The organism is Vibrio ostreicida, assembly GCF_013074385.2.
Taxonomy (GTDB): Bacteria; Pseudomonadota; Gammaproteobacteria; order Enterobacterales; family Vibrionaceae; genus Vibrio; species Vibrio ostreicida.
On sequence record NZ_JABEYA020000004.1, the window covers coordinates 42912 to 69315 of the forward strand.

Here is a 26404-nt window from a genome sequence, read left to right on the forward strand (position 1 = left end):
TAACCATCAGTGCACGTCGGATGTTCTCTAGGAAAAAATCCTACGCTCACTGAGGCTATGATGCTTTTTTGAAAAAGGTTTTGGAGTTTCTAACCGCAAAGAAACATCACATCTTGTTTGGGATTATTGGCATAACTGACCTCAGGAAGGGACTCAGAAATAGGTTTTTCTCGATGGCAAAACGTCAGTTTATCAATGGACTGACTGATGTCGATAAAACCACCCACACCAAAGAATTTATCGCCTAATTCAGCCACATGAATATTTCTGTTTTGGTCAATGTCACCCGCTCCGAGAATCGCGTGGTCAATATCACCAGACCATATTTTTGTAAAAATCTGATTTTGAGAAAGGTGTTTTTTCCCATTGTAGCAATATCCAAACCCTTCGCCATCGTAGAGGATATCTCCAAGCATCCCAGATTCAATGTAAGTGGAAAAGGGCCGTCGGTTAGGTGTGTTGCGAATGATATTAACAGCGGGAACAGGCAGGCCAATACCGACAATCACTTTTTCATCTAAGGTAATACGTTCAGAGAGTTGTTCAGCAAGCCTCGAGGCGACTTCACAACGTCGAGAAAGATTATCTGGATTGAGGTGATAACGATGTGGCAAAAACGTGACCTTGTGTAAAGCAGAAGGTGCAATAAACACCTCGTCAAAGAGTGATGCGTCACAAACCAATTGAGGTTGCTGAACAATGCGATCGGGGATCTGAATAGCAATTTTTGCTCCTCTGGCTTTTGCCGCTTTTAGACAAACGTCTAAATCGAGGTCGATCGGGTCATTTTCCAACACAATCATCCCATTTTTTGTTCTGCCACTGCCTCTCATCAGTAGTAAATCACTATTGGGTATGGTGTACCCTATCTTGTTTTCAACTCGCCGACTGACTGTCAGTTTAGGGCAGTGATCTCTGTTGGCCAATGTCCCTTTATGTACAGGGTCAATAAACGTGCCGATACCGATGTGACTCGTGACGGTTCTCTCTTCGGTACTTAAGAGTAAGCTGGCGATTCCCTGTGGGATATTATGGACTTCAATTTGATTCTGTTTTAGTGGGGCATTGATATGGTCTACAGTCCCAAAAAAGCCGCCAATCACCCAATCGACATGATGGCCGCACAGTAGTGTATTGAAGCCAGCGTGCCACCCGTTGCCTGGCAAAGAGGATCCGATGAAGCCATATCTCTCACTATATCGACCATTCCAACTGGCTTGAGCTAACAAGTTAATGAGATATTCGGGAGAAATCGCACTGCCAAAGGCGAGGATATCGACAACATCCACGCCTTTCAGTAGGTGGCGAAAACGCATGACATCATTCTCACGCATAAGTTCTTCGCTCCTGCTTGTTGGTTAGAGATTGGACAATGACCTCAGCGTCCCGCACCGTGAGAGAGGTGGCCTCGGTAAAATAGCGGCTACCGTTGGTTAATGGGCCGAGACAAAAGATCGAGCGATGATCTTTCACTTGGCAGGTATGGTCGACATCGACACCAAAAATTGAGTGTCGGGGTAAACGGCTTTTTTCGACAAAATCGAGACGACTGGATTGGTTAAATCCTAAGACCTCGTGGCTTTTTGATGATTGAGGGTCATAGGCCCCCTTTTCAATGGTTAGCTGTTTGTCGTTGATCAGGGTGGCGAGCTTTTTGGCATTTTTTAATGGAAACATCGCTCGTGTTTCGATAAACGATGAACGCTTTTCGAAAAACCGACGCTTATCCTGATGAGAAAGCTGTTGATAAACCTGTAAGTAATTGGAGGTACCGTTATAAAGCTTCCTTTGCCATTCAGGAAGGGTCGACTCACAATACTGAATTTCATCCGTTAGGCTAAAGTTAGGATCATAAACAATGCCTTTTTCAGTTTCATTGTTTAAACAGTGATGGAAGCGATTCAATACCCCTTCATACGTAATTTCGCTATCCTGTAATCCATCAAATATAGAATCGCCATCACTTTTAAATTGGCTTCTAACTCTTGGGAATCGGCCTGAAAGTGAACGGCAATTTAATTTGAAGTTTGGATTAGTTTTATGTGCGAATAAAATAATATCAATAGAGCTTAACCCAGAGCCATACAAGGTGATAGGTTGACTTGAATCACAGTTTTTTATTTTTTCAAATAAAGATTCATTTAATAAGTCACTGCCAAATCCGATACTGATCACAGAGGCATCAACACAATATTCTCGATCATTGGAAATGACATTGCCATTACTGTTAATATAGTCAGCACGTGGTAAATTTTCACAATTAACACCTTGTTGATATAAGGTGTCTAAAATCCTTTCTTTGACAGATTGTAAATACTTACCATATAAATCACGTGGGATGTAATCATCATCTTCATAGTGTTTGTTCTTATTGTCCAACCACTGATTAATGGGCAGGACATCATTAAACTGAGTTAATGAGTCCAGTCGGGTATTCATAATAAAAATGTCTGGTGCGGCTTTGTAAGCATAACCGACTTGTTCATGGTCTTCTGAAAACAGGTATATGGTTTGAATGGTATGATCATGCTGAGTTATCTGGTTTAGTGTGGCAATACAACCTGCTCCACCACCAACAATTCCAAGTGTATTCATGAAATAATCCTTACCCGCTACAGACCGGCTGAGAAGTAGCGTTCTGATTGGCTAGCAGCAACCGTTAATATGGTCTTTCCTTCATTTTCCTTTTTCTTGGCCAGTTCGATGGCGCAAGTTAACGAAGCCCCGGAGGAAATACCGATTAAGAGCCCTTCATTTTTAATAATATCGCGCGTTGTTGTGAAGGCGCGCTCTTCATCGACCACGTAGATTTTATCAATCACTTCTGTGTCGACTGTGTTGGCAATAATGCCAGGGCCGATGCCCAGAATACCGTGGTTTGAATTGACCGACTCAAGAGGCGTTATGCCACTTAAAACAGCAGCCTGACTGGGTTCTATTGCGATGACTTGTGTGTTGGGATTGTGTTGCTTTAATGTGTTGCCTATTCCGTTACAATGTCCGCCCGTACCAATACCTGCGATGAAGATATCGGGCGTGCCAGAGAAGAAATCAATAATTTCTCTGCCCGTTTGCTGATGAGCTTGCGGGTTGGCTGGGTTGTTGCCTTGATCAACGAGGAAATGGCCAGTTTGCTGAGCGATTTGTTGTGCTTTTTTGACCGCACCCGCGTAATTTAACTCTCTTTCCGTGAGAACGATTTGTGCTCCGAGCATTGTCAGTAGTTTTTTACGCTCTTCAGAAACATATTCAGGCATGACGATAATGAGTTTAATCCCCATTGAGGCACAAATACCCGCCAATGAAATGCCAGTATTGCCTGTTGTGGCTTCCACCAATATGGTATTTTTCGTTATGTCACCTGATTTTATTGCTGACTCCAGCATTGATTTAGCCGCTCGGTCTTTTATTGAGCCCCAAGGGTTTAAAAACTCCATTTTGACATAAATATCACAAAATAAATCATTTGAGGTATTTTCTAGTTTAATTATCGGCGTGTTTCCAACGGTGTCTTTTAATATCATTATCAATTCTCACTGACTGTTAGTTTTATAAAACAGACTGTAGTTTATTCTATTTATTATGTTAGAATTGGCGGTGGTAGGCCAATTATTAGACGTTTTAGCTCAGTTGAAAAAAATAAATATTACACATTTTTCTCCTCAATGCTCTGTCAGGGTGCATCAACTCAATAATCACCCTGATATATTTGATGGGCATGCTTATGATTGTTACGAACTCATTATGTTAGTTGGAGGGAAAGGTAATCGATGCATTGGTGATGTAATTTCTATTAGTGTCAATAAAGAATTGATTCTTATCCCACCGTTTGTTTCTCATGTATGGGATACTAATTCGACCGCGGAATATGCCATCGTGGTATTGTTTAGTTCGGATTTTATGGATTCAAATATCCCAGAGCAGGCCGAATTGATGACTTGGTTGTCAACTCTTCGACAGGGCGTTTCGTTATCGCTCGCGGATCCCCAACATGATCAGATATACATTGAACCGCTCACCAAAATAAAAAAGAGTTTGCCGTTTGAGCGGGTACTGATTTTATTATCTGTCATCCACCAGTTTTTTTGTGACTGCCAGCTTGATGCCGATGATCGGATCGTGCAGCCCCAAGCAAAACTCGCTCATTTAACTGAATTTTTGCAAGGAGAGGAGAATAAATCTCTGACGTCATGTGCTGAAGCCTTAAACATGAGTGACTCGACCCTCAAGCGATGGTTAAAAAACGACTTTGATACGACCTTTACCGAGCTGTATTGTCAGTTGCGACTTAAGGAAGCGCAAAAATTGTTGGTACGCACTGGTATTCCGGTCAACGTTGTCGCCGAGCAAAGTGGTTTTAATAGCGTCAGGGCGTTTAACGAAGCGTTTAAGAAACATCTTCAGGTCACGCCAGTGGTTTATCGCAGTCAATATAAGTGGAGAACGGTAAGAAGGTAGTGAAACCGCGATGAGCGTGCGGCGAAACGGAAAGACTCATTCCCAGCCTTTCCCATCAATCAGCACGGCGATGGTGATTAATTTGTGTCGATCGTTTGGACTATTTGAGAGCATATCTAGGATTTTATTTGCCGTGATATTCGGGGATTGAATAGGGGCTACTTGGATGTTTTGCAGAGATCAGTGTTTGCCTCTGGCCAGCTTGGCTTAATGGCTTATCCGGCCCCGCAGAGATTTGGTTTGAGATTTGATGCCTTTGGCCTTTAAACGTCGCTCTTTGGAGCCTTTTGTCGGCTTAGTCGGGCGACGTTTTTTCTGGATCACATTGGCCGAACGGATAAGCGCCGCCAGACGGTTGAGTGCATCCTCTTTATTTTTTTCCTGAGTGCGGAACTGCTGCGCTTTTATCGTGATGATCCCATCTTTAGAGATACGTGAGTCACTCAGTGCCAATAGACGCTGTTTGTAGATGGGCGGGAGCGTCGAATGCGTGATGTCAAACTGCAAGTGAATCGCAGAGGAAACTTTGTTGACGTTTTGCCCGCCAGCGCCCTGTGCGCGTATCGCGGTAAGCTGAATTTCCCAATCTTGAAGTGCGATGGTGTTTGAAATCTGAAGCATGAATAAGCTGGATATAGAGACTCATGCGTGAAGTGTAAAGCCAATAGCGTTTAAATACTACGGGCTTGAAGCAAATCAAGCCCGTCAACGGATATTTAACTTAAGTGGATGACACGAGCCGCTGGGTGAGGATGCGCTGACGAACCGTGTCATATACCCAGTTGAAGCTAATGGCGTAGAAAACGAAGAACAGCACCACACCGATATCCATAAGCAGTAGGACCCAGAAGCCAAGTTGCAATACCCACATTAGAACAGGAAAAGAAATGATCATCATACCCAGTTCAAAACCAAGTCCATGTAGGATCCGCACTTTTAGGGTCCGCTTGCTGCGGTCTTCGCCGAATATTTTGTCGTACCCTACGTTGTAGAGATAGTTCCAACCCATGGCGATCAAGGAGAGGCTCAGTGCCAGCCCCGCCATTTTGCTGGCTTCTTTTCCGGTGATAAATGTGGCCAATACGGCCATTAGGATCAGGGCAAACAGTTCAAACAGCACCATGTGCAGAAGGCGTTCCTTGTGTGTCATAGTCTTTCTCACTTATGTACGAATGATTTGCCATTAATAATATCGTTAATTATGATTGAATAAAGATAGTAACTATCAGTAATGGTGATATGTATAACATTGAACAGTTAAGAATGTTTGTTGAAGCGGTGGAGCAAGGCTCGTTCTCGGCCAGTGCACGTAAGCTGGGAAAGGTTCAGTCGGCGGTCAGTCAGGGGATCAGTAACCTTGAGATTGATTTGAATCTCCAATTATTTGATCGTTCGACCAGAAAACCCACTCTCACTGGTCAAGGGCGTCAGCTTTTTAAACAGGCTAAAGCGATTGTCTTACAAGTAGAAGAACTTAATGCGTCGGTTGAATCGATTGCCAATGGGGATGAAGAAATGATTCGGTTGGCGATCGACGATGCGTTAATGGTCAAAAGCCTGCCAGTGATACTCCACCAGTTCGCCACTGAATTTCCCGCCACCGAGATTGAGCTTATTTCAACCGCCAGCATGGATGTGATTGAGTGCTTAATCGCGGATCAGGCGGATATTGGCATCATGTTTACCGAGATGAATTTTCATCAGGATATTCACCCTTGTTTTATTGGCCACCTGCCCTTTAAGGCGGTGTGTCACCCTGAGCATCCTCTTGCCGCTTTGGCGGGTGTGTCTCTGACGGATGCGATCAAATACCGCCAGTTTTTATTGCGCGGGAGTCAGGGAGGGACACTACCACAGTTTCCTGTGTTGGCGTCTAAGGTGTGGTGGACAAACAGCTTTGCCTCGATTAAACACACTCTCTGCCATGGTAATCTGGGTTGGGCCTATTTGCCGGTTCATCTGGTGGAAACGGCGATACAAGATGGCCAGCTCGTCCAACTGAACGTTGCCATCGACCACAAGACATGGAGTCCGCCAGTGGATGTTGTTACCTTGAAACGTTCAGGTAAAGGCCCTGCGATACTTTGGCTTGAAGACAACCTGAAGCGATTATTGGACTGAAAAACAGGCTAAACCGTGTGTCAGTAACTCGGTTTTACCTGCCTATTTTGTGTAATAATATTATGTGGCACTCTTTCCTTGCGGAGAGGTTCGCTCGCGCGCCACATTGTCTGACTTGTTTTGATCGCCATCCCTTGTTGCCCCCTGATTATGGTTCAAGTCTTGGCTAATAGTGCTGCACCAAAGCTGATTAATCCCGAGCCACACACTTGATTCTATGTCTAAATTTCTGGAATACGCCCGGCACTGTGCTTTGTCCATAGTGCCTCAGTATCATTTCTCTGCTTTCCTTATGTACGTGCCTGAATACTCAGGCACGTATTTTTCTTGTGTGTTCTCCGGTAATGCCAGATCTATAAGATGATGAGTCTTTGTGCTTAGTCGGTGATAGTGACGTCGATGCTCCCCAAATAAGTACCGATGAGCTGGACTTTATCGCCCGCTTGTAGGTAGTTCTTGTTCGTAAAGCTTTCTTCGATGTATTGCTCCAAAATGTAATCTATCGGACCAGAATCTAAGAATGAAAAGGTGGCCAGCCACTTGATGGATTTTAATACTCTGTAGCTCCAACCTGGGGTGTTATACACGACACCTGCAGGGGTACCTGTCACGAGATTCTGATGTGGCTCAATCCCTTGTCGATTGAACAGTGGAATATTCTGGCCTTGATATTGCCAGATAGGCTCATCTCCCTTGTCTAAAATCATACCAATCAGAGCATTGGGTTGACGAATCATTTCAGATGCAGACGTTTGTTGGCGCAGTCCACCATTCACATAGGTGGCCAGAGAGATATTTTCCAAGAATGATTTCCAGTCTTTTGGTACAACGATGTACGGTCCAGTTGGAAAGCGCGCTTCACCACTTTTCGCGTCACTGAAACCAAGCCCTGACGTGACGTTATCCACGTCGATCTTTCGCAAAAGCTCTGCTCTATCGGTAAAGTCACCACATACAAACATACCAGCATACCCATCACTTTGTTCAGGGTTGCTTATTGGGTTCACCCACCTCATGCACAGTTCTACTTCGTAATCTAGAAGTACATCAGATTGGTAGCGTATTTCGGTATAGTTTGGTGTTGGTTTGGAAAGTTTTGGGAACAAGAAGACTTCGTCAATATCCGCCTCTTCACCATGCTCTAAGTAGTTGGTTCCCGCAGCGATATGTTGAGAGCCTTCACCGCCCGCCGCGAGTAATTTTTTATGGTCAATGGATTGTACAGGGAGGCCATCATTGACTTGAGATAAGGTATCGTAACCGTAACGCTCGATAAAGCTTAGGGGTTCACTGGGATAATAGTCATAATGGCGACTTAGATTGATCGCTTTGACTTTTTTCCCCGTATTTTCAGTCACTAAAAATGTGTGGGTTTGACCGGATGGGTTAAGGACTTGTGCAAGAGTCAGGGCCATATCCGTCGGCGCGATTTCTGTCGAGTTAGCGTAATTAAAAGGGAAAAACGCGATTAGTGCGGTGAAACTGATGACTTTTGGTGATATTTTCATTTTAACTCTCCGTTTCTTTGATGTGATCAGAGTACGCTTGTCAATGTCACAGTTACGTCACCAATCTGCACGTCGAATCAACCGGCCTTGAAAAGGACATCATATGAGAATACTTGTCGCGGAAGACAACCACGCAACCGCCGCTAATTTAGGCGACTATCTAGAGCTCTTTGGTCACGATGTTGACTTTGCGTACAACGGACAAGCAGCGATTCACTTGTTGGATGCATCACGTTTCGATTTAATTATTTTGGACATCATGATGCCCGTAATGAACGGGCTAACGGCTTGTCATGCCATTCGGACGGGTATGCATGCCGATATACCGATTATCTTTTTGACAGCGAGAGATACGCTAGAGGACAAATTAGCGGGTTTTAAAGCGGGTGCGGATGACTATTTAGTGAAGCCGTTTGAGTTAGAAGAGTTACACGCTAGAGTTCAGGCATTAGAGGCAAGAAATCAACGCCGTTTAAGTCCACAGCTTCGATATGGTGCTTTGGTATATGATGTTGGAACGGATACTGTCACGGTGAATGATGAAACGCTTTTGTTAGACCCAACCCAAAAACGTATCGTTCGCTTACTCATAAAAAAAGCGCCCAAGCTAGTCGACAATCAAGATATAGCGTATGAAATTTGGAATGGCGAGGAACCCGAAGAAACGAGCGCACTGCGCACGCAAATATACCGTCTGAGAAAAGCCTTGCCAGAAGGGATGCTTATTACAGAACGTGGGAAGGGATATCGACTGAATGTTCATTAATGTGAAAAATTCATTGAGGCAATGGTATTTTCGTCACCTTAGGCATCAAGTATTTACTGTGATTTCGGCGCTAATGTTATTGGTGGTCATCGCCATCGGTGTGATTGCTTGGGCGGCGACTGAGATTTCAGCAGACAGCTTTATTAATCAACGTGTAAAATTGCTGCAGCAGCATTTTCTACAAACATCGATAGCCGCCGGAGAATGGGTGAAACAGGAAGAAAACTTCGTCGTCATTTACGAATTTGAAGACGATAAGAAGCCGGCCTTTCTTAAAGGGATCTCAACCCTAGGTATCGAAGAGTTTGAATTCAGTGATGCCCACACGGTGACATTTATTTCACCGTTCCAACAAAAATGGATGCACTTTGTCTATTTTCCTGAACAGGACCCTCAAAGGGTCGATTATGGTGAGGGCGTAATGGCGTATGTCGGTTACATGATGATCGTGGTGTTTATTTTGGGGTTAGCCGCTGCCCATTTGCTGTCACGTCACTTTAGCGGTCCAATTGACCGCTTGGTGCATCAAATTCAATATCCGTCTGAACATGCCAATGACAGTGCGATTTCGTCACGTCAAGATGAAATTGGTGCATTGTATCGAACTTATCATCAGTCCTATTCTAGGATTCAATCGTTTTTGAAACGAGAGCAGCAGTTTACTCGTTTTGCCAGCCATGAATTACGTACACCCGTCAATGTGATTTTAGGCGCGACCGATCTGCTAACAATCTCTGAAACGAATGAGAAAAAACGGCAAATAATCAATCGAATTCAAGTCGCCAACAAAGAAATGGATAATTTGATCAATACCTTTTTGTTGCTTGGTCGAGAAGAGGTGGGTAGTCAGCCCAAAAAGTCGTTACAGGCGGTGATCGACGAAACGATTGAACAGCATAATTATTTACTCTTTGGTCGAAGTATTCACCTAGAAAAAGGGTTACACGCGGAGATTGAAGTAGAAAGTTATTTTGCTAAGGTTATTGTCGCGAATTTGATTCGTAACGCAATGAGTTATACCGATGGCTATGTTTCTATCCAATTGAAAGGACGACGACTCACGATTGAGAATGATGTTCGAGAACATGGTGAGCAAGGGTTTGGCCATGGTGATGAAATCATTTCAGCGGTGTGTAAGAGTGCCAACTGGCGTTATCATTTATCGGTGACATCGAACAAAGCGATGGTGGTGGTGTATTTTTAAACAAGTTGAACGGTGAGTTGTGACTTTGTTGTGACATAAACCTGCGTAGAGTCATGGCTATCTAAGCACATAAGGATAGTATAATGACCCACTCAAACTTGTTACTTTGCCCAATGTTATCTAGGCCGTCGTTGAGTTCTTTAAATGGGACTAAGGGGACTGTTTCATTATCAATGAAGCGGTGCAGTCAGTGGTTGACGGTTGGATGTCTGTTGGCGACCCCGTTAGCCTACGCTGAGCAACAAAATACAACCGGTTTTCATGGTAGTGTCAGTCTTTTTACTGGTGTCGATGGCACGAACTCGGTGATGGATACTGAGTCTCAAGCAAACATTACCGACTACTCGGCCTCACAAGATCGACAAAGTGAAGCGGTCGTGATTCCTTTTTGGGATCTGAACTATCGTTTTGACGGCTCAAGTGAGGTGTATTTTAAAACCGATATTGTCGGGATGGCGAGCGACTTTTATGCGCAAGCTGGGTATCGGCATTATTGGTCTGATGGTTCAAATCTAGCGATCGGTGTTGTACCTGGATTTTTAGAGAAAGAAGTGTGGAAAAACCCTTATCAACTCTACTCAGATAGGGAAACCACCAATGCGGCAGTTCAAGGCCTCGTCTTGAGTTATGACCGAGTATTAGGTTCAGATTGGTCTATCGAGCTTGCTCGTGGGAAATATGAGGTGGACCAAGAAGAGAGCCTTGCGCAGCTCGACCGAAACTCGAACCTGAGTTACGCCGAACTCAACTACAGGGCTAATTTGAATGCGTCTTGGGGAGTTGAGTGGTTGATCAGTTACCTTGATGTTGACGCGTCAGGCTCGGCACTAAAGAGCCAGCGAGTGAGTACCGAAGCGGAACTTCAACTCAGGAGTGGTCGACACATTGCTCTGCTAGCGGGTAGCGCGGGATTGCAAAAGTTTGATGACACTCATCCCATTTGGGAGCGTACCCGAGAAGACACGACGTTTGGTGTGTCAGCGACATATTTATATGCTGCGCCATTTGATTGGCAGAATACCCTTTTCATTGCCAGAGGTGGCTGGGACATCACCGACGCCAACATCGACTTTTATGACCATGATGAATACTTAGTGACATTGGGCATACAATATCGATTCTGACAAGCCGGCATGTTGAAGACAGGCAGAGGGCACTGATTTTTTTCAGGCTCATTGACCTCTTGTGTCGGGCGATCATTTTTAAATCAACTCGCCACTCGTGCGTTAACACGACCATATTCATGACGCGCTTAGAAAAGGGGATACGTCGAACTTCAATGGGCTCAGTCCAATTTGGATTGATGACCAATGCGTCTTCTAACGCCATGCCAGTACACGGGCCAGCCATCTTTAGCGCGATAGTTGTTGACAAGAGAGGCGATGATGACGAGCAGGAGGCTTCCCACTAAAACAGGCGTCAGCAAGAAACTCAGTCCAACCATAGATTTACCGGCAAGAATAATCATAATCGGATTAGCGCCAGCGGGTGGATGAACAGCACGCAGAGACTGCATTGCCATGATGGCCACGCCGACAGCCAAAGACATAACGATGTAGGAGTCACCAAAGCCGTAGAGAGCTGCCAAACCAATCGATGCGGTAATGAAGTGACCACCGATCACGTTTCTTGGTTGAGCAAGAGGTGAGGTTGGTGCGGCAAACAAAATCACGCATGTGGCGCCAAATGGCGCCATTAACCAGGGTACGCCTGAGTAATGACCAAGAAGGCACAAACACAACACCCCAAGCGTTCCCCCAATGAAGCCTTTTGACAGTTGAAGCAGTGATGGTCGTGGTGGAAGTGAGCCGCCACCTTTTAGTTTGTTCATAACCTTTCCTCAAAATGAATGATTTCAGTAATATTTATGCTACATTGGGCCTAGTACAGATCTGTACCTGTTAAAAAATGATACAAGTCTGTACACATTATGCAACCGTTTTTTTGAAAATTTGGAACTGTATTTATGGGCACGAAAGAACACATATTAGAGACCGCGGAATCCTTGTTTAATACGAGAGGGTATGCGGCTGTTGGGGTCGACCTAATTCGCGATACGGCGGGCGTATCGAAAACTTCGATGTATCGTCACTTCGGCTCGAAAAACAAACTGATAGTGGCGGTTCTTGCCCGAAGACATTGGCGTTTTGAAGATGAATTAGGCCGTTGCACGACACCGGACATGAACATGGAAGAAAAGTTGGACGCGTTCATTGACTGGCACGTCGAGTGGTTCAGTGCTGAGGATTTTCATGGCTGTATGTTCATGCATGCTATGTCGGAGTTCAAAGACTCTGATGATACTATTGCTCATTCAGCTTCTCTGCATAAAAAATGGCTTAACGGGCGGATAAAATTAATTATTTCGGAACATCCTGATGTTGATGAACACCAAGCAGAAGCCAAATCAGAAGCCATTATGGCGTTGTTAGAAGGTATGATTATTCGAGCTGAATTTGGTGATATCACACCGCACAGATCCCTTTATCGTTCGGCGATTCACACGTTATCCAAAACCTCTTTCTAAGGGAGAGCCATCATGAGGTCTTTGATGAGTGGAACACATCATATCGGGTGACGTTACTTGGCTTTTCAGGTTGAGAGTCCATCCATATGATGACGGATGTAAAGATTCGAACTCTACTTTTTTAGGGTTGATGACGCCCAATGTATGGCGACCTACGTTTCATAAGATGAATTGAAATTTTTCGTTAATATTGATAATTTCAATGACTTAAATTAATTGGTTTCATGTTTATTCTGCAAATATTGAACGAAAAGTGAGGTAAATCGGTTGGAAAGAGTAAACTATGCGTTTTTGCCTGAGGTTCACGGTCCCTATGTTCATGCGACGAAACATAAGGGAGTTTTATATGTTTCCGGCCTAACCGCCCTAAACACCCGTTCCCAGTCATTGGCACTCGATGGACAAATTGAAGAAGTGCTCAGGCAGCTTACGTTGATCTTGGAAGAGGAAAATAAAACCGTAACCGATATCATTAAAGCAACGATTTTCTTACGAGATATAAGCCAGCTTTCATTGATGAGAGAGCATCTGAGCGCCTTCTATAATGGCGTTTTTCCTGCCTGCTCTTTGGTCGAAGTATCAAGGCTTATTGATGATGAATTAAACGTTGAAATGGAAGTCCTCATATCAATGGACTAAACATCTGCCCACTGACTTCAGTGTTTTCGTGCTCTGGTTAGCGATGTTGCAAGGTTGACCAAGTATTTCAGACAGTTGGTATCATGCAGAAATTTCGGCCATCAAGAAGAGATATCGCGCCATCCCGTACGCCTCCTATTGAGAGGCGTTTTGTGTTGCAAAATAGGGTAACATCGCTGTTCGGTGAGGTAGGGTGATAGGATCGTCTCTTCCGACGTTTTGTGACATCGACCAAGGGGGGTACTCAGGTTTTTTTTCTTTAAGTGATTCATCAAAAAAAGACGGGGTATTTTTTATACTGACTCACACATCCAGATCGAGAGGGCAATTTTTTGTTGTAATTGTCTGTGGAAAGGGGCATTTAGTCGTCCAGTTAATTCGATGTCAAGGATCAAAAATGTCGCTTTCTTATGAGGATACTCAAAGGCTTAGAGAGTTTTACAAACTGTGCCTCGACAGCCAACATCAGATGTTGGGTTACCCTGTTGCTACCGATTATGATTATCAGGATTTATGGTCTTTCTTTAAGTTTTCTATCAATAATGTTGGTGACTGGGCGCAAGCGTCCAACTATCCGATGAACACATTTGAATTCGAGCAAGACGTTGTCGATTACTTTTGCCGGCTTTTTCATACCACCACCGAACAGGCATGGGGTTATGTCACCAATGGAGGGACAGAAGGCAATATGTACGGCTGTTATCTCGCCCGTGAGCGATTTTCAGATGGCGTGGTGTACTTCTCCAAAGATACCCACTACTCAGTGATGAAAATTGTACGTTTTCTCAATGTAGAGCACTGTATCATTGATTCTCAGCCCAATGGTGAAATGGATTATGATGCGCTTGAGAGTGCACTCCGAGAGAATCCGCACAAGCCCCCTATTATTTTTGCTAACCTTGGGACGACGATGCTGGGGGCAATCGATGATTTGACTCAGATTCAGGCGCGGTTGCACAGTGTAGGGTTTGCTCGTGAGCAGTATTACCTCCATGCGGATGCCGCTTTTCACGGTATGGTGGTGCCCTATGTCGACAACCCGCCCCCGTTTTCGTTTGAAGATGGTATTGATTCTATTTCTGTGTCTGGACACAAAATGCTGGGTTCACCGATCCCCTGTGGGATTGTTTTGGCGTTGAAAGCACATACAGACAGGATCAGCCATCAGATCGAATACATTGATGCTCCAGACAAAACGCTATCAGGCTCACGCAACGGCATCACACCTTTGTTTTTATGGGCGTATATCCGAGGGTCAACAAAAGCGGAAAAGCAGCAGCGGATCAGGGATTGTTTAGTGTTGGCGCAAGAAACGGTGGAGATTCTGCAGGCGCACGGCGTAGAGGCGTGGCGAAATCCCAATTCTCCCATTGTCGTTTTTCCTAAACCCTGCGAAGTGGTGTGGAGAAAGCACCATCTTGCTGTGGCCAATGGTGTCTCTCACCTTGTGATTGCGGGGCAAACTTTGGCGTGTCGCCAGCGTTTGAATCAGGTTATCGACGATCTTATTTCTGAACAAACGTACCTCGCAATATAGTGCTATACCTGCGGCTCTGCTGGTGAGTTCTCAGTGGTCGTTCAGTCAATATGGATGGGTTGCTATTATCGCCGATACGAAAAGAATATGATCGGTTTGAGGATTACAACAGGGTGGGCCGCTCTTTGCTCGAGAGAAGCCCAGCTTTTATTCCCAAGAATAGGCGGTTGTTTTATTTGGCTTACGTTTTTTTTCGATGTTTGTTGCACATAGAAAATCTTCTCGAAAATCAGGGTTGTGCTGCATTTCCTGAGGAACAAGTAGTCGGATTTGGGTGCCCGCGACGACCACGGTTTTATGCCCCATCACGGCGATGTTACCTCGATGCAAACGTACCCCTTTCATTGTCTGAACCGCCTTTGGTGATGCACTGAGCACAATCGGATAACCAAACAGGGTTAAGGCTTGATCGAAGACAGTGACGGTTTCCTTAAAAGTGATCTGCAAGTACAAGGTGTCAGATTGAATAATACTCTCGAGTTCACGGACTTTGCTTTCTACCGAGCTAGAGAACACCCATTGCCCCAGTATTGTTTCCCATTTTCCGCCTAAACATAGGCACTTTTTATAGATGAATTGGTTTTTTTTACCACTGCTTAAGGTGCAGATATCAATTGAACTTTGTTGTTCAATAGGTAAGGTCAATTTAAAGATCGCTTCATTTGAGTAATATTGATACTTGTTGGACACCTCTTCCACATGCAGGTCTATTTCACCAAGAGCCAATTCACGGCTGTAATCGTCAATAATGATTTTGCAGTGACTACGGCCAGTGGAAGCAAGGAAGAAATCGCGCTCCCTTTTGAGTATGTTAAAGGTTCTCATTATCGCCGCTTGTTTGAGTTAAAATTTGTTTCATTAATGCCTGTTGCTCGCGTTCTATTTTTTGTTGGCTTTTGTCAGTCGCATTTTCCATGGGTTTGACCTCACTGGTGCGTAGTTGGTCAATTCGATTGAGCAAAGCGCCGACCTGTCCACCCGGACGGATGCCAAGCTCTGCGCGCCGAGCGACTTCTCGGTCCGTGTCTGTCTGTTTGACTTTAAGCACGTTTTGCTCAACGTCTTTTTCTCGTTGATCTAAGGTTTGATCAAGGTTGTTTTGCACTTCTTGGTAGGCGTTAATGTAGAGAACCTTAAACTCTTCGGCGAGGTTTCTTTCCGACAGGGATCTCAGGTAGCTGTTTTTACGATTAAAGATGTACTTTTCTACGCGGGTTTGTGGCTCTTTTTTGATCAGGATCCGGTGGCGAGCCTCGAGGATTTCATTATTGAGCGGTAAATCTTTGAGCATGGACAAGAGTGCCAACGCAGGCGGCCACTCTTTACCCGCGACTAAGCGCTCGCGCAGATGATGCACAATACGCTCGACGTCCTCAAGGGATAATTCGGCTGCGAATGCGGCAAATTCATCATCGGGCTCTGAACCGTACATATGCGTGAACTGTGTGGAGAAGTTCTCCTGCATTTTGCCAAAAAAAGCCATGATATGTTTGCGCTGTTCTACCGAATAGGGCCGCAGGACATCTTTGAGATTGCGGTTGAATTCATCGCCTTGCAGTGTGGAAGCGGCCGCCATCGGTTTTGGAGCAGCAGGGGGCTGATTGGTCGACACTGGCGCGACAGCGTTTGGTGCTGGCTGTGTCGGTGGGTTTTGATTTGTCTGATTTTTCTCCCTCCAAGAAGAGGTCAGTTGGTTTATATCTTTCATCGTTTACCTAATCATCAAAATCAAAGTTGAATTTTGCCATCTTATTTTTGAAGGCCTGATTGGGCGACATTTTGCTCGCCGTTTTGTGGGTGCTCAACCCTTTGTTATTGCCGTAGCTTTTTTCACTGTGTAAGTGGGCATGCAAGCGGCTATTGAGATCATCTTGGCTGAGTAAGGGTTGGCCTATCGCCTGAACTTTTTCAACAAACTTGGCCCAAATACTGGTTTGCCCCGCGAATCCGGTGCGAAACATGATCACTTCCGCCCATGGTTCAATGATATTGGCCGACAGCTCGACAACGTTGATCATTTTTCCGGTGGCCGCCTTGAGCGGTTTAACCTGAGTCTTGTGAAACTGTGGCACTCTGTCAATCGGCTCAGATTGCGTGGCGTAAACCGGTATAGCGTGTTGCGTCCCGACGTTGAGTTTACACTTGATGTTACCTTGCTTTCTGGTTTGAGTTTTATTGAGAGAGATCAGAGTCTGTTCAATGGCGAGCTTACCAAGAATATGCTCAATGGTTGATTCAGAGCCGTTAGTCATATCTCGAAGCTCACCCATGGTTGTAATGACGGCACCGCTCCGGTCGGCCAACTCTGCAAGCGCAAGCAAGACGAGTTTTTCTTCCATAGTGACACACGAATGAGACCAAGCTCGTTCAATAAACTTTGAGGACATATTCTGAATCCAGACAATTACAGGTCAATAAACAAATTATACGATTTGACAGGGCGAACACCAACATTTGATCGTCGTGTTTGCCCTGATTTCACGCTTCTTGATCGAGCGTTGCCGCGATTTGCTCTCCCATTGCGAACAGTTTGTCTAAAATTCGCTCGCCGTCAGCGCGCAACCCATTATGTTCATACTCATTCGTGATCCACGCTTTGGCGTGAGGAATCACTGCCAGCGTTTCGCGGCTGATGTCCATTTCTACAAACATATCGTCGGCATAGACGGCGCAGCTAACGGGAACCGTGTTGTTTTCTAGCTGATTGCGGTTGTAAAGTGGAGTCCAGTCTTGTTTGGTTGCCAGTAGTTCGGCGGCTTTTTGCAGCGGTTTCAGCGCCAAGTATTGGTCAAACATCCATGGAAAAACCATTTCACCAGTAAAGTAAAAATCCTGCCCCGGTTGGTAATTAAAGGCCTGATATGACTGACGCACCCGATGGGCACTCCAATTCGAAGCAAAGTCCTGACAATATATAGACTCGTGGAGAATGGCGTATATAGGATGGGTCTGGAAATTTTGTTCGGCCAGCATGGATTGTAAAAATTCATAGCGTAATTGGGGCTGACCATCGACATCAATCAGAGCGTTTTCGAGTAGGTAGTAAGTCGGCAAAAAAGTATCACTGACCCCAAAGTTAATTCCAATTTGTTGAAATTGCTCGACAGTAAAGCGCTGATCGTTGGGCAAGCGGACATCGTGTTCGAGTAAATGATTGGCGATGCGCTGACACAGCGGCTGTGCGCGTGGAAATTGGCCAAAAAAAGCCTGATTTTTTTCCAGTGTGCGTTGAAATGTCGCTTGATAGACATCGTCGGGGTGACGGGACAATGAAGGCACTCCGCCTGTGATGTAACTGCGCGTTAAGCTCTGCGGAAAAAGCGATAAATAAGTCAAAGAGCAAAAGCCGCCAAAACTCTGCCCCAGTATTGCCCATTGGTCGATTGAAAGTTGTTGGCGTATCTGTTCGGCGTCGCGCACGATATTGTCGGCGCGAAAATGGCTCAGATAATCGGCCTGCTGTTGGGGGGATAGGTGGGCTAGGGTCTGGTGGCTAATCACAGTGCTGTTCCCCGTTCCTCGCTGGTCAAGTAACAGCACGCGGTAGGTTTGTAACGCCCGTTTTATCCAGCCAGAGTGGCCATTTTGGCGCGGGGCAGGGAATCCTGGCCCTCCCTGAAAATAGACTAGCCAAGGCTTCTGGGACGGTTCATCTGTGACTAATGAGAGCTCTCGAGCAAAGACATCGATGTGGCCTTTGGTTGTATCGGAGTAGTCGAGAGGCACGGAAAATAGGTGGGGGACAAAGCGCATCCCTGCGTCAATAAATGCGTGAGCGTTCATTCTCGTTTCCTTTTGTGAAGTCGGGCTACTTTACTCCGGTTACAAGCGATAACCAAGTTTAATGATGGGTGAATCAAGTCTTCACTGAGGTGAGTCTCAGTCAACCATGCGTGACTGTGGTGGCGACGCCTTCAAGGTCAAGACCGCGGATAGGGTTAGCTTTCATCATTGGGGGCCTTAAGCGGAATAATAAGGGTAAAGCATGTCCCTGAATTCAGCGTGCTGGTGACGCGAATGTCACCTCCTAACAGCCCTGTTACTATGTTGTAGACGATATTGAGGCCCAATCCAGATCCCCCTTGGCCAAGTCGCGTGGTAAAAAACGGGTCAAACAACTTAGGCAGATGCTCCTCGGCGATCCCGTGGCCATTATCTGAGACTGAAATTGACGCGGAGTCGGGTTCTATGAATGCGCATTCTATGGTTATCTTGCGTTGCTGTTGGTCGGCAAAGGCGTGGATAACCGCATTTGATAGCAAATTCATGAGTACCTGTGTGAGAGGTCCAGGGTAGCTATCCATCATGATCGTGGTACTCAAGGTTTCCTCAAGTTGGATTTGATTGTGAGATAAACTTGGAGCCATGGTGACTCTGAGTTCATGCAGTATTTCAGGAAGATCGAAGGTGCGTCGTTGATAGCTGGATTGATCGACCGCCACTTGCTTAAAGCTCGAAATCAGCTCGGCTGCTCGATGTAGATTACGCGTCATACTTTCTGCTGACTCATTGCTCTGGTCGAGGTAACGATCGAGCACGGAACGCCGCAAACCGCTTTCTAATGAGAGTGCGAAGGATTGATTAAGATCTTTTAGCGTGGTGGAGACCATCAGAGCATTTCCTATTGGGGTATTGAGTTCATGAGCCACCCCCGCGACTAAGGAACCCAATCCGGCGAGTTTCTCTGATTGGATCAACTCGTCTTGGGTCGTCTTTAATACTTCCAGTGCCTGTTGCAGTTCTTGGGTTCGTTCTGCTACTCGTTTTTCCAGTTCTTGGTTCTGTTGATTTATGGTATTGAGGTATTCTCTGCGATCTGTTTCTGCTTTGGCGGCGTTGGTGAACCAATAGGTCCATTTTTCTGGGATGGCTGGGATCGTTACCTCTTTATTGTTGGGTAGCTCTTCGACAAACTTAGCCAGTTGCAATGCGGGTTGGCTGAAATTCCAATGCTGATACAGCACCACAAACACCAATAAGATAGAAAAGACGCCCCCCATCAACAGATACGGCAGTATGGCTTGAATTATATGGTGGCGAATGTTTGAGTTTGGTAGCTCAATGACAAGGTTCCATGGGGTGTGTTTCAATGAATAACTCGCCCAATAGCCTTGAGGGGTTTTCAGGAATACTCCTTCATTGGCTTGTTGAATGAGTTCGAGTTTGGTGATGGTGGCGACGTCTTGGTGTAAAACGGTGTCAGTTTTGTGTTTCAGCCCGCCGTTGCTGTCGCCAACCACCAGACCGCCGGAATCAATCAGTAACATTTGGCTAATATTGTCGGCTTTTTTGTTCAAAATACTGTCGAGAACTTTCAAGGTAATATCGGTGCCAACAGCTCCAACAAAAGTGTCTTTTTCGTATATCGGTGCCAACAGCGACACCATCATTCCTTTCCCCCCCGCATCCATGTAGGGGGTTGTCCAAACATTTTGACGGTCGGTATTATTTTCACTGCCGACAAGTTGCAATGGGTAGGTTCCCCCTGCCTCAAAGATAATCTCGATCGCATCATCCATGGTTGTGCTGTTTGTTGCCGCGAGAATATCCGCCTGCGAGAGCCAAGGATACAAAAGAGTCAGGTGCTTGTCCGCCGAATAGTAATAACTCCACTGGAACTCGGGATATCGCTGGTGTGTGACGCTGACGGCGGGCATCATAGTCAGTAAGGTCAGGACCTCTGTGCTGATGTCCTTGGGCTTAGATTGCAAAAAAATTTGGCCGATTTTTGTTTTTAGCTCGTCTGGGAGGTTTTCCCATGGTGCCCAAGCCGGAGATTTGGCCGCACTGCCATTGATAAACTCCAATGTCGCTTTGTCTTGAGCAAGAATGGGGGTTTCTATTGCTGATGTGATCGCTGAACGCATTTTTTCGATATGATGCAGAGAAACAGACACGGTTTGGTTCAGAGACAGTAGGGTTTGCCGTGCTTGGTGCAGTTCTTCCTTAATCAAATGCGATTCAATTTGTTCGCTCAAATAAAAGGCATTGCCAAGGGTAAGCACTATGATCAGTAGCAAGCCACCATAGATCATCAGTTTGTAACGACGGATAAGAGCGGTAGCACTGCTGTCTTTGTCTATTTGTTGGTTCCCCATTGGTGGGGCAACATGGTTTTTCTTGCCGCTGACCATATTAATATCGTCCTGTTATTGGCTGCAATGTTCTTGTTCTAACATGATGAGTAAATCACTCATCGTCATTGCTTTGGCAAACCACCAACCTTGCCCTTCCTCGCAATGATACTCTTGAAGCTTCTCTTTTTGGCTCAGTGTTTCAATGCCTTCGGCAGTCACCTCCATCCCTAGATTCTGCCCGAGTTCCACAATCATTTTGACGATACTGTCGCTGTGCTCTATGCCTGCAACAAAACTTCGGTCAATCTTGAGTCTTGTTGCCGGAAGTTTATTCAACACATTGAGCGACGAGAAACCCGTCCCAAAATCGTCGATGGCCACTTTACAGCCCAATTGTCGTACTTGCTCCAGAATCTGGCACATGAAGGTGAGATTGTGAGCGGCCATGGTTTCGGTGATCTCAATTTCTATGTGCGTTGCGGGAATACTGAACTCCGCCAATGTGCGTTTGAGCAAAGCGATAAAGTCAGATTCTTCCAGCTGTATTGGGGAGACGTTGATTGCCATGGATAGGTGTTGATAGCCTTGATCCCGCAGTTGTGAAAACTCCTGACAGGCTTTAGCCAGCACGAAATCACCGATTTTTAGGATCAAGCCCGAGCGTTCCGCTAAAGAGATAAACTGGTCTGGTGGTATCATATTCCCTTGTTTGTTTTCCCATCGAAGCAGCGCTTCTACTCCGGTAATACGCCCATCCGCTAGGTTGTATTTTGGTTGATACATTAAAAACAGTTGCTGACTGTCGACGGCCTCTTTTAAGTCATTAAGTAACTGAATTCTGTCGCGCGCAGACTGCCCCATACGTTCAGAAAAAAGAACGGCGCCGCCGCGATGATGAAGTTTGGCTTGTTTTAAGGCGACCTGTGCGTCTTTATAATAGCGTGTCAGCTTGCCGGTACCCTCATTGAGCGCGACCAGACCGATGCTGGCCATCACCTTAAACGTTTGTTTCTCTAAAATCAGTGGGCTTTTAAAAATCGCCATTAAGGAGTCAGCGTTCAGTTCACTGGTTAAGCCAACCAAAGCAAAGACGTCGCTGCCGACGCGGGCAAGAAAGTGGCGAGGAAATCCTTCAGCCAGACGCTGGCTAACGGCCTCAAGGAGGCTATCACCAAATGCGTGACCAAAACTGTCGTTGATGGCGGAGAAATCATCGATATCAATCAGCGCCAGAGTTCGTGTCTCAGAGGGGGGCGCGCGACGGCTTAGCAACTTAAACAGGCTGTTCAAATTGGGTATTTTTAGGACGGGGTCGACAAAGGCTTGTTCTTCCAGCCGACTATAAAGCAAGACGTTGTCAAAACCGACCGACAGATTAGCGCAAAACACCTCTAGTAAATGTTTGTCTACGCTTTCCAGTGGACGTTCAACTTCAACATAGGCGGCAAGACCGCGTCCCTGTTCGGTCGCAAAGTAAAGGGTGAGACCGTGTTCTAGCGAGCTACGTTTTTCGGTCAGACAGCGTATTAGGGAATCTTGTATATTGGGTAAGTTGAGACGATCTAAAGGGGTTTGAACTAAACGACTATATTTGCCAGCGGCGGCGATAATGTGAGCTGATGACACATCGGCCTCGGCGTTTTCTTGAACGCAAATCAAGCCTTCTGGGTCTATTTGTATGATGGCACTGATTTGTTTGACGGCACCTTCAGCGAATAATCTCATCCCATGAGTATTGGCAAGTTCGGTGCTTGCCCGAACGACTTTCTCTAACCCTTGACGCATTTCATGCTGATTGCGTATTTGTTGGTAGGCGCGAATCGCACTGGTTAATATAGTGAAGAGTTTGACTCGGGTCAGCTCAGACTTGGTACGATAATCGTTGATATCAAATCGACTGATGGTCTCCATTTCTGGTGCATAGCCGGGTTGCCCTGTGCGTAAAATAATCCGGAGTGCGTCAAGGTGGAGCGTATTTCGGATGGTTTTGACCAAAGTTAGTCCAGCGTCATCGGACTCCATAACGACATCTAACAGTGCGACATGTATGCAAGGCTCCGTGCGCAGTAAGTCTTCGGCCTGAGAAGCAGAGTAAGCGTGTATTAGGGCCAAATGCCGCTGTTCAATGATCAAGTCTTTCAATGCAAGGTTGGTCGCGTGATGGACTTCTTCATCGTCATCAACGACCAGTACTGTCCATTTAGGCTGACCTGGCTCTGTTGGGTTGAGCTCATCGGTGTCTTCTATAATGGTCAGGACATCATCGGATTGACTGTGGCTATCTTTCATTTTTGCTCCCGACTTTCAGCGCTCATCTCACGGTTATGCCTCTAAGCGTGTTTGAACGCCGACTTCCACCGCAAAGTATAGAGTGGCTTCGGCACAAGTGCGAACCGGCCATCATTGCAGTCGGCTTGTCTACACAGCCATCGGGCGTGCGGTTGCTTCACTCAAAAAAGCCAGTGTATTGACACTGGCTCCATGGGTGACGTGTTGGTTGTTCGTCGTAGGAGGTTTAAGGTGTGACGACACCGAACCACATATCGAACTTATCAAATACTGCCATTAAGGACTTCAATTGAGCGCGATTGCTGACCTTCACAGCACCAGATTGGATTTCATCACTGAGTGAGGTTTGCTTGGTAACCATTTTTTCGAACGCTTGTCGTGATAAAGCGATCGTTAGGTCTGGTTGGTCAAATTGTTGATCGCGATAAGATTTGAGGACGGAATTGCTCAGTAGCATCGAATATTGGCCATCGTTTTCTACGCTGATATTGACTCGCATCTCAAGACCCTTAGCGGCTTCTGGTTTGACTAAAACCCCAAGATATTTCATAAATTGATCAAAGGGCATGTGCTTGGCAATCGCGGCGGTATTTGGTGTGGCAACGGGTTTGATTCCGTCACGCAGCTCTTTGGCTCCGCCAAGGTAATAATTACGCCAAGGGCCAGATTCAGCTTGATAACCGAGCTGCTCCATGGCGTCAGCTTCGAGGTAGCGTGCATGGGTATTTTTCGGGTTGGCAAAGGTAACGTGATTCAGTAGGGTGACAGCCCAGCGATACTCTCCCTTGTCGATGGCGGTTTGAGCTAACTTAATGACGTTTTGTTCCCCACCCATGGCGTCGACGTACTTGGTGCCTTGTTGTGCTGGGGTCAAAGGGTTGAGGTTGGCAGGGTTGCCATCCCACCATGCGCCAAAGTAATAATCGTAGGTCGCTCTGGCATTATGGGAGACCGTGCCATAGTAGCCGCGGTTGTACCACTCTTTTCCTAGAGAGTCAGGTAGCGTGATTGAGGCGGAAATTTCGTTGGGAGTGTACCCTTTATTGGCGAGACGCAAAGTCTGATCATGAACGAATTTATACATATCACGTGTTTTTGCCAACTGTTGTTGAATCTTTTCTTTGCCAAAGGTCGGCCAGTGATGGGAAGCGATCATGGTATCGGCCTTATCTCCATACTGATGCAACACCTGATCGATATATTCTGCCCATGAAGAGGCATCTCGGGTTTTGGCACCACGGAGTGTCGATATGTTGTGAATGGTATGAGTCATCACCTCTGCACCCATCATGGTTTTGAACTGCGGGAAATAAAACATAAACTCGGATGGAGCCTCCGATTCCTGTGCCATGACGACTTCAAGTTCAACCCCATCCACCTTCATCTTTTGTCCCGTGATAGTGGCAATATGCGTGGGTTTGACGATTCCCGGCGCACCCGATGAAGTGGTTTTACCGAGCCCGCCATCGACCTGTCCTTGACTGCTGGCTTCGAGTAAATTCCCGTACATATAGGAAGCGCGGCGAGACATGGTATTCCCCGCCATCAGGTTTTCGGCGATTGAATGGTCAAAGAAACCTTCTGGGGCTAAGATATCAACCTTTCCGGCTTCAATGTCAGATTGGCTGGTGACACCCAAGACGCCCCCAAAGTGGTCGACATGTGAATGCGTAAAGATGACGCCTGTGACTGGCAGATCCTCGACATGCTCACGCAGTAATTGAAGTCCCGCGGCGGCGGTTTCTGGGGAAATTAAAGGGTCAATGACCACCCATCCTTTGTCACCTCGAATAAACGACATGACAGAAAGGTCAAAACCACGGACTTGGTAAATACCGTCTTTAATTTTAAAGAGGCCATCGATATTGTTGAGTTTCGCCTGACGTAACAGTGAAGGGTTAATGGTATCTACAGCCTGATTCTGGTCGATAAAATCGTATTGACTGAAGTCCCAAATTACCTTTCCCTGCTGGTCTTTGATGGTTTTTTCAGGCCAGGTGGCGATGAAACCATGAGACGCATCGTCAAAGTCACCGCGATTGGCAAAATCAAGATACTGTTTGAGTTGAGCATTTTTCTCTAAGGTAAAATCGGAGGCTGATTTCGGCTGATTGTTGGTCGACTGAGCGACGGAGATGGTCGGAGTGAGCATGGCGACAATAGCCAAGGATAGGATTGATTGTTGTAATTTCATCACTTATCTCTCTGTTTAGGGCGGCGAGGGAATTCGTCGGTCAGCAGAGAATAGAAAATTATTATTAAGCAATATATAGTCTAAAAGTTAAATGTAGATTAAGCATTGGTTAATATATAAATGATAAAAACCACATTATTCCCTGTTGATACGATACCGATTGGTTGATTCTAGGACCGCAGACTTAAGCCACTGATGGCCACTGTCCGATTGCTGAGAGTGATGCCAAGTCATGTACACGGGCAACCGGGACAACTCAAAAGGCATCGGCAGGATCTGTACGTTTTGTCCTAGCATTGCGGCATGCCATTCACTGGTGACGCAAATCCAATCTGTTTGGGCTGCCATCATGATGGCATTGCATATCGAATCCGTTCGATAGGCAATATCACGACTTGGCTGGGGTTCCACTGCTAAAGAGTCAACGATATCCTGATTGAGCCGTTTGGTGCCCCAGAGGAGGTGTCGTTCGTTGAAAAACTGTTGTGGGTTAATCTCACCGTGAATACGAGGGTGGTCTTTGCGGCATACCATCACTAATGGCACGTCGAATAAGCTCTGATTGTGATAGCCATGTTCATCGAGAGGGACGGTCGTAATGATTAAATCGGCCCGTCTCATTCTGAGATCCGTCTGGCGGTGGCTTTCGTCACTGTGCTCTTTATCGGCATTGAGGCGAACATTTGGGGCATAGCGGTCACGGTAGGTGACCAATGGCGGGACGATCATGAGATCGAGATCTTTATGGCTCGATAAGTGAAAGGTACGGCGACTGCTGTCGGGTTCAAAGAGCTGGCGGGAGCGACTGCCATTCAGCAGCAGTTGAAGTGGCGCCTGAATTTCAGCGTACAGCTCGATGGCGACGGTGGTGGGGGTAATGCCCCGTCCTTGACGAATAAACAGAGGATCTTGATATTGATCCCTCAAGCGATTCAAAGACTGACTAATGGCAGGGGCTGAAATGCCAAGTGCGTTGGCCGCTTGATTAACACTGCGCGTTTTCATGACCATATCAAAGGTTTTGAGTAAGTTTAAATCCATTGAAATTGCTGCTTGTTTTCACTATGTTAGGTGTCAATGTAGC

General features: G+C 46.0%; 23 protein-coding genes. 8 read left to right on the forward strand and 15 right to left on the reverse strand.

The window, feature by feature from the left end; all coding sequences use genetic code 11:
- Window positions 1-89: 89 nt before the first annotated feature.
- From HLM86_RS08305 to HLM86_RS08315, 3 genes are read right to left on the reverse strand one after another with little or no spacing between them, the layout of a single operon-like run.
- Complete coding sequence (locus tag HLM86_RS08305; protein WP_170882586.1) at window positions 90-1334, reverse strand: propionate CoA-transferase; 1245 nt, start codon at window positions 1332-1334, stop codon at window positions 90-92.
- Entirely contained in the window at window positions 1327-2595 is a 1269-nt protein-coding gene (locus HLM86_RS08310; RefSeq protein WP_170882587.1) for an FAD/NAD(P)-binding protein, read from the reverse strand. Before HLM86_RS08310 ends, HLM86_RS08305 begins: the two co-directional genes overlap by 8 nt.
- A 17-nt stretch (window positions 2596-2612) precedes the next feature.
- On the reverse strand, window positions 2613-3524 hold the full coding sequence (locus tag HLM86_RS08315) for a PLP-dependent cysteine synthase family protein (protein ID WP_170882588.1): 912 nt from the start codon (window positions 3522-3524) through the stop codon (window positions 2613-2615).
- 73 nt (window positions 3525-3597) lie between these two features.
- Here HLM86_RS08315 and HLM86_RS20420 point away from each other — a divergent pair, with 73 nt between their 5' ends.
- Window positions 3598-4458, forward strand: coding sequence for an AraC family transcriptional regulator (locus HLM86_RS20420; RefSeq protein ID WP_170882589.1), 861 nt, complete (start codon window positions 3598-3600; stop codon window positions 4456-4458).
- Between the two features lie 207 nt (window positions 4459-4665).
- Here HLM86_RS20420 and arfB read toward each other — a convergent pair whose 3' ends face one another.
- Window positions 4666-5079 carry an alternative ribosome rescue aminoacyl-tRNA hydrolase ArfB gene (arfB, locus tag HLM86_RS08325; protein WP_170882590.1) on the reverse strand — a complete coding sequence of 138 codons (414 nt, stop codon included), beginning with the start codon at window positions 5077-5079 and terminating at the stop codon, window positions 4666-4668.
- Between the two features lie 100 nt (window positions 5080-5179).
- Window positions 5180-5608, reverse strand: a complete 429-nt coding sequence (locus HLM86_RS08330) for a PACE efflux transporter (protein WP_076589572.1) — start codon at window positions 5606-5608, stop codon at window positions 5180-5182.
- 89 nt (window positions 5609-5697) lie between these two features.
- Here HLM86_RS08330 and HLM86_RS08335 point away from each other — a divergent pair, with 89 nt between their 5' ends.
- Entirely contained in the window at window positions 5698-6579 is an 882-nt protein-coding gene (locus HLM86_RS08335) for a LysR family transcriptional regulator (RefSeq protein WP_076589573.1), read from the forward strand.
- Between the two features lie 377 nt (window positions 6580-6956).
- Here HLM86_RS08335 and HLM86_RS08340 read toward each other — a convergent pair whose 3' ends face one another.
- Complete coding sequence (locus HLM86_RS08340; RefSeq protein WP_076589574.1) at window positions 6957-8087, reverse strand: fumarylacetoacetate hydrolase family protein; 1131 nt, start codon at window positions 8085-8087, stop codon at window positions 6957-6959.
- A gap of 103 nt (window positions 8088-8190) precedes the next feature.
- On the opposite strand from HLM86_RS08340, the gene HLM86_RS08345 reads away from it, so the two are divergent.
- The 3 genes from HLM86_RS08345 (at window position 8191) to HLM86_RS08355 (ending at window position 11181) form a co-directional block, all read left to right on the forward strand.
- The gene (locus HLM86_RS08345; RefSeq protein ID WP_076589575.1) at window positions 8191-8853 is read left to right on the forward strand and encodes a response regulator transcription factor; all 663 of its coding nucleotides are present in this window, start codon (window positions 8191-8193) and stop codon (window positions 8851-8853) included.
- A complete protein-coding gene (locus HLM86_RS08350) occupies window positions 8843-10057 on the forward strand; it encodes a sensor histidine kinase (RefSeq protein WP_076589576.1) in 1215 nt (404 codons plus the stop codon). The genes HLM86_RS08345 and HLM86_RS08350 overlap by 11 nt, the downstream gene beginning before the upstream one ends.
- A gap of 83 nt (window positions 10058-10140) precedes the next feature.
- The gene (locus HLM86_RS08355) at window positions 10141-11181 is read left to right on the forward strand and encodes a DUF2860 family protein (RefSeq protein WP_076589577.1); all 1041 of its coding nucleotides are present in this window, start codon (window positions 10141-10143) and stop codon (window positions 11179-11181) included.
- Window positions 11182-11342: 161 nt separating this feature from the next.
- Here HLM86_RS08355 and HLM86_RS08360 read toward each other — a convergent pair whose 3' ends face one another.
- Entirely contained in the window at window positions 11343-11888 is a 546-nt protein-coding gene (locus HLM86_RS08360; RefSeq protein WP_076589578.1) for an HPP family protein, read from the reverse strand.
- Between the two features lie 135 nt (window positions 11889-12023).
- Here HLM86_RS08360 and HLM86_RS08365 point away from each other — a divergent pair, with 135 nt between their 5' ends.
- The 3 genes from HLM86_RS08365 to HLM86_RS08375 all read left to right on the forward strand — a co-directional run bounded on the left by HLM86_RS08365 (window position 12024) and on the right by HLM86_RS08375 (window position 14760).
- Window positions 12024-12584: a TetR/AcrR family transcriptional regulator gene (locus HLM86_RS08365; RefSeq protein WP_170882591.1), complete on the forward strand. Its 561-nt coding sequence runs from the start codon at window positions 12024-12026 to the stop codon at window positions 12582-12584.
- 267 nt (window positions 12585-12851) lie between these two features.
- Entirely contained in the window at window positions 12852-13223 is a 372-nt protein-coding gene (locus HLM86_RS08370) for a RidA family protein (RefSeq protein ID WP_076589580.1), read from the forward strand.
- A 397-nt stretch (window positions 13224-13620) separates the two neighbouring features.
- Window positions 13621-14760, forward strand: a complete 1140-nt coding sequence (locus tag HLM86_RS08375; RefSeq protein ID WP_076589581.1) for a histidine decarboxylase — start codon at window positions 13621-13623, stop codon at window positions 14758-14760.
- Window positions 14761-14907: 147 nt separating this feature from the next.
- Here the strand turns inward: HLM86_RS08375 and HLM86_RS08380 are convergent, their stop codons facing one another.
- The 8 genes from HLM86_RS08380 to HLM86_RS08415 form a co-directional block, all read right to left on the reverse strand.
- Entirely contained in the window at window positions 14908-15585 is a 678-nt protein-coding gene (locus tag HLM86_RS08380; protein ID WP_170882592.1) for a hypothetical protein, read from the reverse strand.
- Entirely contained in the window at window positions 15572-16468 is an 897-nt protein-coding gene (locus tag HLM86_RS08385) for a hypothetical protein (RefSeq protein ID WP_076589583.1), read from the reverse strand. The genes HLM86_RS08380 and HLM86_RS08385 overlap by 14 nt, the downstream gene beginning before the upstream one ends.
- A gap of 7 nt (window positions 16469-16475) precedes the next feature.
- The gene (locus tag HLM86_RS08390; protein ID WP_076589584.1) at window positions 16476-17147 is read right to left on the reverse strand and encodes a hypothetical protein; all 672 of its coding nucleotides are present in this window, start codon (window positions 17145-17147) and stop codon (window positions 16476-16478) included.
- 91 nt (window positions 17148-17238) lie between these two features.
- Window positions 17239-18543 carry an alpha/beta fold hydrolase gene (locus HLM86_RS08395; protein WP_170882593.1) on the reverse strand — a complete coding sequence of 435 codons (1305 nt, stop codon included), beginning with the start codon at window positions 18541-18543 and terminating at the stop codon, window positions 17239-17241.
- 155 nt (window positions 18544-18698) lie between these two features.
- Window positions 18699-20894 (reverse strand): ATP-binding protein, encoded by a 2196-nt coding sequence (locus HLM86_RS08400; protein WP_245798224.1) that lies wholly within the window; start codon window positions 20892-20894, stop codon window positions 18699-18701.
- A 15-nt stretch (window positions 20895-20909) separates the two neighbouring features.
- Window positions 20910-23126, reverse strand: coding sequence for a putative bifunctional diguanylate cyclase/phosphodiesterase (locus HLM86_RS08405; protein ID WP_170882594.1), 2217 nt, complete (start codon window positions 23124-23126; stop codon window positions 20910-20912).
- A 226-nt stretch (window positions 23127-23352) separates the two neighbouring features.
- A complete protein-coding gene (locus HLM86_RS08410; RefSeq protein ID WP_170882595.1) occupies window positions 23353-25320 on the reverse strand; it encodes an alkyl/aryl-sulfatase in 1968 nt (655 codons plus the stop codon).
- Between the two features lie 135 nt (window positions 25321-25455).
- Window positions 25456-26361, reverse strand: coding sequence for a LysR substrate-binding domain-containing protein (locus HLM86_RS08415; protein WP_076589588.1), 906 nt, complete (start codon window positions 26359-26361; stop codon window positions 25456-25458).
- Between the last annotated feature and the right edge of the window lie 43 nt (window positions 26362-26404).